The sequence below is a fragment of the Acidimicrobiia bacterium genome, assembly GCA_030584185.1.
GTDB lineage: Bacteria > Actinomycetota > Acidimicrobiia > Spongiisociales > UBA11373.
In genome coordinates, this window is the sequence record CP129495.1 from 2,171,270 (window position 1) to 2,183,578 (window position 12,309).

Consider the following 12,309-nt stretch of genomic DNA (forward strand, 5'->3'; position numbering starts at 1 on the left):
GGTCTCACCAGGGTATGTGGCCGCCTTCCACCCCGTCGTGACCGGTCGATCGCCTAGCCTCCCGGGGAGGAGGTGCCCATGGACCGGGACGACTGGGACCAGCGCTACCGCCAGAAGGAGCTCCTGTGGAGCGCCGAGCCCAACCGCTTCCTGGTCGATGCGGTTTCCGGGCTCGACCCGGGCCGGGCCTACGACCTGGCAGGCGGAGAGGGACGCAACGCCGTCTGGTTGGCCGAACAGGGCTGGTCGGTGACCGTGGTCGACTGGTCGACGGTCGCCCTGGAGAAGGGGCGCCAGCTGGCGGCGAGCCGTGGAGTGGGGGTTCACTTCGAAGAGGCCGATCTCCTCGACTGGGCCCCGCAGGAGCGGGTCGATCTGGTGGCCGTGGTGTACCTGCAGCTCCCGCCCCGGGAGCGTCACGTCGTATGGCGCGCCGCCGTCGATGCGCTCGCCGCCGGCGGCACCCTGGTGGTGATCGGTCACGACTCCTCCAACCTCGAGGAGGGCTACGGGGGTCCGCAGAGCCCCACCGTGCTCTACACCGCCGACGAGGTGGTGGAGGTGCTCGGCGATCGGATCGAGGTGGTCAAGGCACAACGGGTGGAGCGCCCGGTCGAGACCGAGGACGGAACGATCCGGGTGGCAGTGGACAACGTCGTGGTGGGCCGCCTGGCCGTGTGATCCGAGGCCCTTCCTTGGGCCCGGTGAACCTGGTCACCGATTGGCCCTGATCTCCTCGTACTGTGCCTCGACCACTCCCCGCACCCGATCCCGAAGCCCGTCGATGTCGGCGGTGGTCATCCCTTCCGTCGGGATCGGCTCGTGGATCACGAGCCGCACCCGACCCCCCATGATGAGCGGTGAGCCCGGCTTCCACACCCGTTCGCTCCCGGCGATCGTGACCGGGACCACGGCCATGGCGTTGTCGATGGCGATCCGAAACGCCCCCTTCTTGAACGGTCTCATCTCGGCATCCCGGGACCGGGTGCCTTCGGGGTAGATCACCAGCGAGAGTCCCTTCTCCACCACCGTCGCCACCTGCCGGTTGACCACCCGATGCATCCCGGTGCCGGCGCCACGGTCGGTGACCACCATGTCGATGGCGCGCATCGCCCGCCCCAGGATCGGCACCTTGAACAGCTCCTTCTTGGCCAGGAAACGCACCGAGACCGGCAGCCGGCCGACCATGACCGGGACGTCGATGTTGGACAGGTGGTTGCCGGTGAAGACGTAGGAGGCGTTGGGGTCGATGCGCTCCAGACCCTCCACGGTCACCCGGGCGCCCGTCGTCCACAGGAAGACGTGCGCCCACAGCCGCATCGTCGGCGTCACCTGCCGGGTGTCGGGCCGGATCCACAGGAGCACGATCAGATACGAGCCGAGTGCCAAGGTGGTGACCAAGAGCGAGAGCAGGGCGATCAGGGTTCGAAGCGGGGAGAGGATCGCCCGGAGCATCCCGGTAGGCTACCGAACCCCTCAAGAGGTCCCCGTGCCCGACATCCTCCTCGAAGTCGCCGACCACGTCGCCACCGTCACCATGAACCGGCCGGAGCGGCGCAACGCCTTCACCGTGGAGATGTTCGACCTCCTCGGCGACACGCTCCAGGTGGCCGCCCGCGACCCGCGGGTTCGCTGCATCGTGCTCACCGGGTCCGGTGACGCCTTCTCCTCCGGGCTCGACCTGGCCGAGGCCGCCGGGCAGGTGGATCGCCTGGACCGGATCGCCTTCGAGTTCGACGCCGACCGTTCCCCGGCGATAGTGCTCCAGAGGATCGAGGTCCCGGTGGTGGCTGCGATCAACGGCCCCGCCGCCGGGTACGCCGTGGGGATGGCGATCAACGCCGACATCCGGGTGATGTCGGCGTCGGCCCGCCTGGTGCCCGCCACCAAGCGGAACCTGCTTCCGGAGAGCGGGGACACATGGTTGCTGCCACGCCTGGTCGGATGGGAGCAGGCGGCACGCTTCTACTTCCTCGGCCAGGACATGGGAGCCGACGAGGCCCTGGCGGCAGGGGTGGTCTCCGAGGTCGCCCCCGACCCGGCAGCCACCAAGGAGCGGGCGGCGGCGCTGGCCTCACAGGTGGCGGCGATGCCCCCACAGGCGGTGCGCGCCGCCAAGCGGCTGATGCGGGCCGGACGCGGCGAGGGCTATGAGGAGCACGTGCACCGGGCCCTGCTGCAGCTGCTGCCCATGTTCCGCACCAAGGATTTCGCCGAGGCGGTGGCCGCCTTCTTCGAGAAGCGGGATCCGGAGTTCATCGGCGAGTGAGACGCCTCACCGTCGCCCAGGCGCGCCGGGCCCACCTCGCCGCCCAGGGCCTGACGACCCCTCGCCCGACCGGCACCCCCGACATCGGCCACGTGATGAGGACCGTCCGGCGGATGGGTGTGCTCCAGGTCGACTCGGTGAACGTCGTGGAGCGCGCCCATCACCTCACCCTCTTCTCCCGGCTCGGGAGGTACGACACCGGGCTGCTGTGGCGGGCTCTGGAGGAACGGCGGCTGTTCGAGTACTGGGCACACGTGGCCTCGATGGTGCCTATCGAGGACTTCCCCCTGTTCCGGCACCGGATGGAGCAGTACCGGCATTCGCTCGGATACTGGCGCAGCCTGAAGGCGGCGGTGGCCCGGCATCCCGAGTACCTGAACAGGGTGTGCGCCGAGGTCGCACAACGGGGGCCGCTCACCGCCTCCGACCTGGAGGACCCGGGCGAGCGCAAGGGACCGTGGTGGGGGTGGGCCGAGGGAAAGGTGGCGCTCGAGTACCTCTTCTTCTCGGGTGAGGTGACCGTTTCGCATCGAACGAACTTCGCCCGGTACTACGACCTGGTGGAACGGGTGGTGCCGCCGGAGCAGTTCCAGGCACCGGCGATACCGGCACCCGAAGCCCATCGCGTCCTGGTGGAGAGATCGGCCCGGGCGATGGGCGTGGCCACCGTGAACGAGCTCGCCGACTACTTCCGGATCGGGATCGGCGACGCCAGAGCGGCGGTTGACCACCTGGTGGGGGAGGGCCGGCTGGAGCCGGTCGAGGTGCAGGGCCAGGACCGGCCCGTATACGCCCATCCGCAGATGGTGGTTCCCCGCAGCGTGGAGGCGCGGGCGCTGCTCAATCCGTTCGATCCGGTGGTGTGGAACCGGGACCGCACCGAGTGGCTGTACGGCCTGCGGTACCGCATCGAGATCTACGTCCCGGCCCCGAAACGGGTCTACGGCTACTACGTGTTCCCCTTCCTGCTGGGCGACGAGCTGGTCGCCCGGGTCGACCTCAAGGCAGACCGCAAGGCAGGAGTGCTTCGGGTGAACGGCGCCTTCATCGAGGAAGGCCAGGACCCGGTCCGGGTGGCGGGCGAGCTCGCCGCCGAGCTGGGAGAGATGGCCGCCTGGCTCGGTCTGGGGGAGATCTCCGTGGCGAGCAAGGGGAACTTGGTGGGAGCGCTGCGGCGGGCGGTGTGAGGGCCGGCCGCAGGGGACCCGGCGTCGAGCCGACAGCGGTTGGGCTCTACTCTTGGCCCATCCGCACACGAAGGGACTGACGCCATGATCGACTTCCAGGATCGGGTGGCCCTGATCACAGGGGCGGGGCGCGGCCTGGGCGCCTGTCACGCCCGGCTCCTCGCCGAACGCGGCGCCGCCGTAGTGGTCAACGACCCCGGAGTCGCCACCGACGGGACGGCGTCCGAGCAGCGTCCCGCCGACGAGGTGGTGGCCGAGATCGCCGCCGCCGGCGGAGCCGCCGTCGCCGACTACGGCTCGGTCTCGGACCCGGCCGACGCCGAGGCGATGGTGCAGCGCGCCATCGACCAGTACGGGCGCCTCGACATCGTGGTCAACAACGCCGGGATCCTCCGCGACAAGGCCTTCCACAACCTCGAGTGGCCCGACCTGGATGCGGTCCTAGATGTGCACCTGAGGGGCGCCTTCTACGTCACCCGTCCCGCCTTCCGCCACATGCGGGAGCAGGGCTACGGACGGATCGTGGTCACCTCCTCGAACTCCGGACTCCTGGGCAACTTCGGGCAGGCCAACTACGGGGCGGCGAAGATGGGCCTGGTCGGGTTGATGAACGTCCTCAAGCTCGAAGGGGCCAAGTACGACGTCAAGGTGAACGCCATCGCCCCGGTGGCCCACACCAGGATGACCGAGGAGATCCTGGGCCCGGTTGCGGAGAAGTTGGACCCCGCCCAGGTCTCACCGGTGGTGGCCTACCTGTGCTCGGAGGCGTGCTCGATCAGCGGGGAGATCTTCTCTGCCGCCGGCGGCGTAGTCAGCAGGATGTTCATCGGGCTCACCACCGGCTGGTTCAAGCATCCCGAGAAGGATGGGCCACTCACGCCGGAGGACGTTGCCGACCACCTCGCCGAGATCCGGGACGAGGAGGGGTACCTGGTGCCGTCCTCCAACCAGGACGAGCTGCAGAAGATCGCCCCACTCCTGTTCTCGTGACGCTCCCCGGCCCAGGTGCGGGCAAGCCCGAGTGGCGCTCCTGGGCGCGCCGCACCCGCTCCAAAGTGGACCTGGAGCGGGTCTCCCAGCGGGTGGTCGCCGCCTTGAGCTCATGGCTCCCCCGTGGGGCTCGGGTGCTCCTGTACGACCCGCTCCCCGACGAGGTCGACGTCACCTCGCTGGCCGAGCCGGGTCATGCCTTCCTCACCCGCACGCCCGAGGACGGCCGGCTCACGGTGCATCCGTTCGAATCTCGACGAGAACGGCACCGTCTCGGCTTCTCTCAGCCGGTGGCCGACTCGGAGACGGTCGACCCGGAGACCATCGACATCGTCCTGGTTCCCGGTCTGGCGTTCGACCGCAGGGGCGTGCGCCTCGGCCGCGGCACCGGCCACTACGACCGGCTGCTCCCCGGATTGCGGTCCGACGCCATCGTGGTCGGGGTGACCCCGGCGGCGCTGGTGGTCGACCGGCTGCCCCGGGAAGGGCACGACGTGTCGGTGACCCACCTCGCCACCGAGGGAGGGGTGGTCGACCTGCTGATCGAGGCTGCCATCGCATGGATCGAGGCCGATCCCGACCCGGAGACCCGTGCGTCGCTGAAGGCAATGGTGGCGGCAGGCGACCGGGAGACGCTGGCCGCCCACATGGTCCCGCTCGAGTTCGGGACGGCGGGGATCAGGGCGAAGGTGGGTCCGGGACCTGCCCGCATGAACCGGGCGGTGGTGATCCGCACCTCGTCCGGCCTGGGCGCCCATCTCGCCGCCACCGGGCGGGCGGGGTGTGGGATCGTCGTCGGCCACGACGCCCGGCCCGACAGCGCGCGCTTCGCCGCCGATGCCGCCGCGGTGTTCGCCGCCGCCGGCTTCGAGGTGCGCTGCTTCGACGAGGTGACCCCGACGCCCCTCGTCGCCCACGCCGCCCTGCGCTCCGGGGCGGGGGCGGCGGTGGTGGTGACCGCCAGCCACAACCCGCCGGCCGACAACGGGTACAAGGTGTACGACGCAAACGGCGCCCAGATCGTCCCGCCGGCGGACGCCGCCATCGCCGCCGAGATCGCCGCTGCTCCGCCCGCAGACTCCGTCCCCAGACGCCAAGGCGTCGCCTGCGACGATCCGGGCGACGCCCAGGACGCCTACCTCTCCGACGTGCTGGCCTTTCGCCGCGAGCGGCCGGTCCCGGGCACCGTTCCCATCGTGTACACGGCGATGCATGGCGTGGGAGGGAGGCTGGCGGTGCGCCTTCTTGCCGAGGGCGGCCACACGCGGGTGACCCCGGTGCCGGAGCAGTTCGACCCGGACGGCAGCTTTCCCACCGTGGCCTTTCCCAACCCCGAGGAGCCCGGGGCGCTCGACCTGGCGCTGCGGCTCGGATCCGAGATGAATGCCGGGTTGGTGCTGGCCAACGATCCCGACGCCGACCGCCTCGCCGCCGCCGTCCCCGAAGGCGAGGGGTGGAGGGTGCTCGACGGCAACGAGATCGGAGTCCTCCTCGCCGACTTCGTGCTGGAACGGACCTCGGGGGAGGGCCGGCTGGTGGCGGAGAGCGTCGTCTCCACGCCGATGCTGGCGGCGGTGGCCCGGCACCATGGGGCCGCCCTGGCCGTCACCCTCACCGGGTTCAAATGGATCTGCAACGCCGCCCTCGACCTTGAGGGGGAGGGGAAGCGCTTCGTCTTCGGCTTCGAGGAGGCCCTCGGGTACTCGGTGGGGCCGGTGGTCCGGGACAAGGACGGGATCTCGGCTGCACTCTGGTTCGCCGACCTGGCGACCGTGGCGGCGGCGGACGGGGAGACCGTGCTCGACAGGCTCGACCGCCTCGCCGTTCGCCACGGGCTCTGGGTGAGCAGCCAGCACGCGGTGGTGCTCCCCGGAGCTGCAGGCGCCGAGGAGATCACCGCCGCCATGTCGCGTCTGGCAGCGGACCCTCCGGATTCGGTGGCCGGAAGGAGTGTGGTCTCGGTGACCGATTACTCCCGTGGACAGGAGGACCGGCCCCGGTGGCTTCCGGCGACGTCGCTCGTCGCCCTCGACCTGGAGGGGGGTTCACGGGTGCTGGCCAGGCCGTCGGGGACCGAGCCGAAGCTGAAGTTCTACGCCGACCTGCGATTCGACGTTGCCTCCGCCACCGATGCGAGAGCCCGGCGACCGTCCGCACGCCGGGAGGCGGAACGGTTGGCGGCGAGCCTGGCCGAAGTGATGGGGCTGTGATCGCCGCACTCGGGAGGCTCGTGAGGCGGGAACCCGAAGTGGCTGCGGTCCTTTTCGCCGGGACGGTCGCCCTGTCCGCCGTGGGTGTGGTGAGGGGGATCTGGTTCGTATGGGTGTACCTGCCAGCCCTGGTCGCCTCGGTTGGGATCGTGGTCGTCATCGACCATCTTCGGGGCCCGATCCCCGGCATCCTGCTCTGGCTGCTGGCCGCCTGGGCGCTGCTCCACCTGGCGGGGGGCCTGGCCGCCAATCCGAAGGGAGACTCAGAGATCCTTTACGGGATGTGGATCGTCGACGGGGTGCTCCGCTTCGACCAGGTGGTGCACGGGTTCGGGATAGGGGTCGCCACCGCGACCCTGGCCTACACCACCAGGGAGTCCTCTCGCCCGCTGCTCTGGGGCTTCGTGCTCGCCCAGGGGATCGGAGCGGTCAACGAGGCCGCCGAGAACGTGTTCGCCGTCTTCGTCGAGGACTCGAACGTGGGGGACGTCTACAACACGCTGGGGGATCTCGCCTGGCATCTCATCGGATCGGCGATCGCCGCCGGGTGGATGGTGCGTCGCGGTATCCCGGGAGTGGCAGCCGGTGTCGGGTCGATGCAAGAGAGCCCGGCATGACGGTTCCCGAGACCTCGCGGCGGGTGGTGGAAGCGGGTCGGCTCCTTGGCGTGGAGGTGGAGGTGCACCACTTCCCCGAGGGCACCAAGACATCGCAGGACGCCGCCACCGCCATCGGGTGCGAGCTCTCGGCGATCGCCAAGTCGATCGTGCTCACCCTCGACGAGACGGAGCAGGTGGTGGTGTTCGCCAGTGGCGACACCCGGATCGACCTCGACAGGCTTGCCGGGGTCACCGGGGCGGGACGGGCGAGGCGGGCCACGCTGGAGGAGGCCCGGGCCGCCACCGGGTTCGCCGCCGGAGGAACGCCGCCGTTCGGCTACCCCGGCCCGCTCCGGGTGCTCGCCGACCTCGCCCTGCGGCGTCACGAGACGGTGTGGGCTGCCTGCGGGACCCCCACCACGGTGTTCCCCATCCTCCTGGACGACCTGGTGAGGGCCGCCGGAGCGGCATGGGTCGACGTGGCGGAGTAGCCGGCCCTCAGGCCTCCACCTCGACGACCCCGCCACGGTCCACCCTCGCCACCAGTTCGGCCCCGGGCGACTGGTGCGCCGCGGAGGCGACCTCGATGGTCGCTCCGTCCAGGGTGACGGTGTGCACCCAGTCGGGTCCCCGAAAGACGGAGCCGGCCACGACGACGCGATGGTCTCCTGCCGGGTCGAGGCTTACGGCATCGGCCCGGATCGCCAGACTTCGCCCGGGTCTGGCGGCGATCCCTGCGAACGGGCCAGGGACCACGGCGTGCCCGAGCAGCCCGGCCACCACCGCCCTTCCGGGCGCCTCCCAGACCTCCGCAGGTGTGCCGATCCGGACCAGGCGACCCCGGTCGAGAACCGCCACCCTGTCGGCGAGGGCGAACGCCTCTTCGGTGTCATGGGTGACCAGGAGCGCCGGAACGCCGGCGTCGGAGATGGCAGATCTCAGGTCGGTGGCGAGACCGCGGCGCAGTGCCGGATCGAGCGAGCCGAGTGGCTCGTCGAGGAGGAGCAGGCGCGGGAACGGGGCGAGGGTGCGGGCCAGCGCCACCCGTTGGGCCTCGCCACCCGAAAGTCCCTCCACGGGGCGTTCTCCGTACCCGGCAAGACCCATGCGGGCGAGGGCGGCGTCGACGGCGGCCGGGATCGAGGCCGGGTCGGTCCCGGACATGCGCAGGCCGAAGGCGACGTTGGCGGCCACGCTCAGATGGGGGAACAGGGCGAAGTCCTGGAACACCAGCCCGAAGCGGCGGCGGTGGGCAGGGGTGCCCGCCAGATCGGTGCCCTCCCAGGTGACGATCCCGGCGTCGGGACGGGTGATCCCGGCGACGACCCGCAGGAGCGTGGTCTTGCCGGACCCCGAGGCGCCCAGGACCGCCAGCGTCTCCTCGGGGCCCACCTCGAGCGACACGTCGTCGAGAGCGACGAGATCGCCGTAGCGGACGGTGATGTCCGAGACGGTGAGCATCAGAACAGGTCCCGTCCCGGCATCCGGATCCGCTCCACCAGCAGTACGGCGGTCACGGTGATCGCCATCAGGATGACGCTGAGCACCATCGCTCCCTGGAGGTTGGCGGTACCGGGCCGCCCCAGCATCCGGAAGATGGCGAGAGGGATCGTCGGAGAGCCGGGTCTGGCCAGGAAGGTGGTCGCACCGAACTCGCCCAGCGACACCACGAAGGCGAACCCGGCCCCGATGGCGACGGCGCCGCGGGCCATGGGCAGGTCCACCTCGCGCCACACCCGTCGCGGGTCGGCGCCGAGCACAGCGGCGGCCTCGCGGAGCCGATCCCGGATGGCGCCCAGCACCGGCACGGTGGCGCGCACCACGAAGGGAAGCGCCACCAGGGCGTGGGCGATGGGAATGATGGCCACCGAGGCGCGCAGGTCGATGGGGGCGTCGAGGGCCACCAGCATCCCGAACCCGAGGGTGACCGCCGAGGTGCCCAGCGGCAGCATGAGCAGGGTGTCGAACCAGCGGGAGATGCGTCCGGTGCCTGCGGCGATCACCACGGCGGCGGGCAGCCCGACCCCGACGGCGATCAGCGTCGCCGCCGCCGCGTAACCGAGCGACGCCGCCACCGCCGGCCCCACGTCGACGACCGTCGACTCCGCCAGGGCGCGCAGCCCTGCTGCTGTGGGCCTGCCCCCGGAGGTGAAGGCCCGCCAGGCGAGGACACCGGTGGGCAGCCCGACCAGGAGGAGCGTCCAGGCGGCGGCTGCGATCACCAGCAGCCTCCCTCGTGCCGTCCTCACCGGACGGGGGTCGGCGACGGTCAGGGAGTGTTGAACTCGCGAGCGATCCTGGTGCCGGGAGTAGGCGAGCAGGGCCAGCGTCACTCCCGCCATCTGGATCAGGGCGAGGAGGGCGGCTCCGCGGAGGTCGAACATGGTCGATACCTTGCGGTGGATCTCGACCTCGATGGTGGCCAGTTGGGGGCTCCCGAGCACCAGCACCGTGCCGAACGAGGTGAGGCAGAAGAGGAAGACGATCGCCGCCGAAGCGATCACCGCCGGGCGCAGCAACGGGAACGTCACCCTGAGCCAGGCCTTCCAGGGCCCGGCTCCCAGGGAGGCCGCCGCCTCCTCCAGCCGAGGGTCGATCTGGGCCCAGAGCCCTCCGACGAGGCGGACCACCACGGCGAAGTTGAAGAAGACGTGGGCGGCGATCACGGCGCCGGCAGTGCCGGTGAGGTCGATGCCCAGCATCCCCGAGGGGCCGATCAGGGCGAGGAAGGCCACGCCCACCACCAGTGTCGGCAGGACGAACGGGACCAGCGTCACCGCCCGCAACAGCCGCCGCCCCGGGAAATCGAACCGGGCGATCACGAATGCCAGCGGAAGGCCGGCGGCGAGGGCGAGCAGGGTGGACACCGCCGCCTGCCACACGGTGAACCAGATCACGCCCAGGTCGATCGACGAGCCGGGCACCGGGGGATGGGCCAGGGAGGTGACGGCGATGGAGGCGACCGGCCAGGCGAAGAACCAGGCCAGGAACGCCGTGGGAACCGCGGCCAGCACCAGGGCGGTACGTCGCCTCACCGCAGGACGATCTCGGTCCACTCGGCGAGCCAGCGGTCGCGACCGGCCTCGATCTCGGCCGGGGTCAGCGTCCGCTCGGGTGCCGGCAGGGGATCACCCATCCACGAAGGCACGGCGGCGTCGGATCGCACCGGGTACACCAGCATGTTCCCCGGGACGTCCTCCTGGAATCGGATCGAGAGCATGAAGTCGATCAGGCGCTCGGCCTCGGGTCGGTTCTCGGTGCCCCGCAGGATCCCTGCGTACTCCACCTGGCGGAAGCATCCGCCGGTCATGGTGGCCGTCGACGGCTCGGGGGGTGGTGGGTCGGAGAAGATCAGCTCGGCTCCCGGCGAGGATGCGTAGGAGACGACCAGCGGCCGATCCCCGTCGCCGGCGCCGGAGAAGTGGCCGTAGTAGGCGACACCCCAGTCGGTGGCCACCAGGACTTCGTTGGCCCTCAGGTCACTCCAGAAGTCCCGCCACGAGTACGGGCCTTCCTCGCCGAACTCGGCGATCGTGGCCAGTAGGAAGGCGAGGCCCGGTGAGGAGGCGCCCGGATCTTCGACCACCAGCATCCCCGCGTAGGCGGGGTCGGCCAGGTCGGTGAGCGTCGTCGGTGGGGGGAGCGTGGTGAACGCCGCCCGGTCGTAGTTGACGCAGACATCGCCGAAGTCGATCGGGGTCACCATCACCCCGGCGTCGAACGGTGCCGGCACATCCTCCATCGCCGGGCTGCGGTACTCCTCGAAGAGGTCTCCGTCGAGGGCGCGAGACAACAGTGTGTTGTCGACGCCGAAGATCACATCGGCCACGGGGTTCCCTGAGGCGAGGATCGCCTGGTTGACCATCAACCCGGCGTCCCCGGCCAGGACCACCTCCACCTCTATCCCGGTCTGCTCGGTGAACTCGGCGAGGACCTCATCGCTCACGGCGAAGAAGTCGTGCGCCAGCAGGGTCACCTTCCCGGTCCCGTCGCCGCATGCGGCGACGACCAGGAGCAGGGCCCAGAAGGCGATCTGGCGTCTCATCTCCCACCTCCTACGTGGATCACGAAGGCGACCCCGTCGAGCACTTCGATCTCGGCGGTATCGCCGGTCATCTCGTTGCTCACTGCGCGGGTGCTCCCGAGGGGAAGCGGCTCGCCTTCGAGAGCCCAGCGAAGGCCGCCGGTGGTGACGGAGCATGTACCGGACACAGGCACGATCGACACCAGGTCCCCGGGACGCCCCGAGATCAGGTGCTTCCCTCGGACGGGTTTCGCACGGGCCGGGCCCACCCACCATTCGGGGCCGATGGCGGCGTGCCGGTCGGCGGCGATCACCCCGGCGTTGGCCAGGACGTGGTCCAGCCTGTCGTTGCCACCCCCTCCGAGCACGATGGTCCGAGTCGCCGCCCTTTCGGCTGCGCCGTGCAGGGCGAGGTCGAGGTCGGTGGCGTCCTTGTCGACCGGATGCGACTCCAGCGTCGCGCCCGACTCCACGGCCCCTGCCACCGCCCGAGGGTCGGCGGAGTCGAAGTCCCCGATCACCACGTCGACCCGCAGACCGAGGGCCGCAGCCACATCGGCCCCGGAGTCGGCTGCGATGACGAGATCGGCCGGGGGGAGGGCCCCCTCGGGCGCCCCGGAACCCCCGGTGAGTATCAGGCAGAGCCGGTCCATCACGTCTCCCTCCGCTGGCATTACCCAGTTCAGGTTCTTCGGGTCGGTGGCAGGGCCACCCTCTCAGCTCGACGAGCTCCCCGGAGTGTGCGCCCATTGTAGGCAGCGGGCGGAAGGCGGTGCCGTTCGGGGCTGAGCCAGGTCGTCGAAGTTGCCTCTTGACAAGGTGACATCAATATGACATCATCACGATGTCACATAGACACCGTAGTGACGCGGAGGTGAGTACGATGTTGATGGCAACCGAAACGATTCTGGCCCTGCACCGGGCGATGGAGGCCGATCGCATGGCCTGGCGCAAGTCGAGGCGGCAGAAGTCCCGCCCGCCGGCGCCGGTTCCGGCGCCGGTCGGCACCCGGTCGGCAGTGGCGCGGTGA

Annotated in this window: 13 protein-coding genes and 1 riboswitch; of the genes, 8 read left to right on the top strand and 5 right to left on the bottom strand. The window is 70.6% G+C overall.

Features of this window, described 5'->3' with window-relative positions; all coding sequences use genetic code 11:
- The first annotated feature begins 78 nt into the window (after positions 1–78).
- The gene (locus QY307_11230) at positions 79–681 is read left to right on the top strand and encodes a class I SAM-dependent methyltransferase (GenBank protein WKZ82638.1); all 603 of its coding nucleotides are present in this window, start codon (positions 79–81) and stop codon (positions 679–681) included.
- 33 nt (positions 682–714) lie between these two features.
- On the opposite strand, the gene QY307_11235 is transcribed toward QY307_11230, so the two are convergent.
- Positions 715–1,455 (bottom strand): lysophospholipid acyltransferase family protein, encoded by a 741-nt coding sequence (locus QY307_11235; GenBank protein WKZ82639.1) that lies wholly within the window; start codon positions 1,453–1,455, stop codon positions 715–717.
- 34 nt (positions 1,456–1,489) lie between these two features.
- Between QY307_11235 and QY307_11240 the strand changes: the two genes are divergently transcribed.
- The 6 genes from QY307_11240 to QY307_11265 all read left to right on the top strand — a co-directional run bounded on the left by QY307_11240 (position 1,490) and on the right by QY307_11265 (position 7,746).
- Positions 1,490–2,269, top strand: a complete 780-nt coding sequence (locus QY307_11240; protein WKZ82640.1) for an enoyl-CoA hydratase/isomerase family protein — start codon at positions 1,490–1,492, stop codon at positions 2,267–2,269.
- Complete coding sequence (locus QY307_11245) at positions 2,266–3,456, top strand: crosslink repair DNA glycosylase YcaQ family protein (protein WKZ82641.1); 1,191 nt, start codon at positions 2,266–2,268, stop codon at positions 3,454–3,456. Before QY307_11240 ends, QY307_11245 begins: the two co-directional genes overlap by 4 nt.
- Before the next feature lie 84 nt (positions 3,457–3,540).
- A complete protein-coding gene (locus QY307_11250; protein WKZ82642.1) occupies positions 3,541–4,446 on the top strand; it encodes an SDR family NAD(P)-dependent oxidoreductase in 906 nt (301 codons plus the stop codon).
- Complete coding sequence (locus QY307_11255) at positions 4,443–6,656, top strand: 5-formyltetrahydrofolate cyclo-ligase (protein WKZ82643.1); 2,214 nt, start codon at positions 4,443–4,445, stop codon at positions 6,654–6,656. The genes QY307_11250 and QY307_11255 overlap by 4 nt, the downstream gene beginning before the upstream one ends.
- 20 nt (positions 6,657–6,676) lie before the next feature.
- The gene (locus tag QY307_11260; GenBank protein ID WKZ82644.1) at positions 6,677–7,273 is read left to right on the top strand and encodes a hypothetical protein; all 597 of its coding nucleotides are present in this window, start codon (positions 6,677–6,679) and stop codon (positions 7,271–7,273) included.
- A complete protein-coding gene (locus QY307_11265) occupies positions 7,270–7,746 on the top strand; it encodes a YbaK/EbsC family protein (GenBank protein WKZ82645.1) in 477 nt (158 codons plus the stop codon). The genes QY307_11260 and QY307_11265 overlap by 4 nt, the downstream gene beginning before the upstream one ends.
- 7 nt (positions 7,747–7,753) lie before the next feature.
- Here QY307_11265 and QY307_11270 read toward each other — a convergent pair whose 3' ends face one another.
- From QY307_11270 to QY307_11285, 4 genes are all read right to left on the bottom strand, one after another.
- Positions 7,754–8,716, bottom strand: a complete 963-nt coding sequence (locus QY307_11270; protein ID WKZ82646.1) for an ABC transporter ATP-binding protein — start codon at positions 8,714–8,716, stop codon at positions 7,754–7,756.
- Entirely contained in the window at positions 8,716–10,290 is a 1,575-nt protein-coding gene (locus tag QY307_11275; GenBank protein ID WKZ82647.1) for an iron ABC transporter permease, read from the bottom strand. Before QY307_11275 ends, QY307_11270 begins: the two co-directional genes overlap by 1 nt.
- On the bottom strand, positions 10,287–11,300 hold the full coding sequence (locus tag QY307_11280; protein WKZ82648.1) for a thiamine ABC transporter substrate-binding protein: 1,014 nt from the start codon (positions 11,298–11,300) through the stop codon (positions 10,287–10,289). The genes QY307_11275 and QY307_11280 overlap by 4 nt, the downstream gene beginning before the upstream one ends.
- Complete coding sequence (locus QY307_11285; protein ID WKZ82649.1) at positions 11,297–11,932, bottom strand: thiamine diphosphokinase; 636 nt, start codon at positions 11,930–11,932, stop codon at positions 11,297–11,299. The genes QY307_11280 and QY307_11285 overlap by 4 nt, the downstream gene beginning before the upstream one ends.
- Positions 11,921–12,025: riboswitch (TPP riboswitch) on the bottom strand. It overlaps the preceding gene by 12 nt.
- A 143-nt stretch (positions 12,026–12,168) precedes the next feature.
- On the opposite strand from QY307_11285, the gene QY307_11290 reads away from it, so the two are divergent.
- Positions 12,169–12,309, top strand: a complete 141-nt coding sequence (locus QY307_11290; GenBank protein ID WKZ82650.1) for a hypothetical protein — start codon at positions 12,169–12,171, stop codon at positions 12,307–12,309.

Excerpts from the sequence above, each read along its gene's own strand:
- QY307_11265 (WKZ82645.1), top strand. The coding sequence starts at position 7,270 with ATGACGGTTCCCGAGACCTCGCGGCGGGTGGTGGAAGCGGGTCGGCTC.
- QY307_11280 (WKZ82648.1), bottom strand. The coding sequence starts at position 11,300 with ATGAGACGCCAGATCGCCTTCTGGGCCCTGCTCCTGGTCGTCGCCGCA.
- QY307_11250 (WKZ82642.1), top strand. The coding sequence starts at position 3,541 with ATGATCGACTTCCAGGATCGGGTGGCCCTGATCACAGGGGCGGGGCGC.
- QY307_11235 (WKZ82639.1), bottom strand. The coding sequence starts at position 1,455 with ATGCTCCGGGCGATCCTCTCCCCGCTTCGAACCCTGATCGCCCTGCTC.
- QY307_11230 (WKZ82638.1), top strand. The coding sequence starts at position 79 with ATGGACCGGGACGACTGGGACCAGCGCTACCGCCAGAAGGAGCTCCTG.
- QY307_11270 (WKZ82646.1), bottom strand. The coding sequence starts at position 8,716 with ATGCTCACCGTCTCGGACATCACCGTCCGCTACGGCGATCTCGTCGCT.
- QY307_11290 (WKZ82650.1), top strand. The coding sequence starts at position 12,169 with ATGGCAACCGAAACGATTCTGGCCCTGCACCGGGCGATGGAGGCCGAT.
- QY307_11285 (WKZ82649.1), bottom strand. The coding sequence starts at position 11,932 with ATGGACCGGCTCTGCCTGATACTCACCGGGGGTTCCGGGGCGCCCGAG.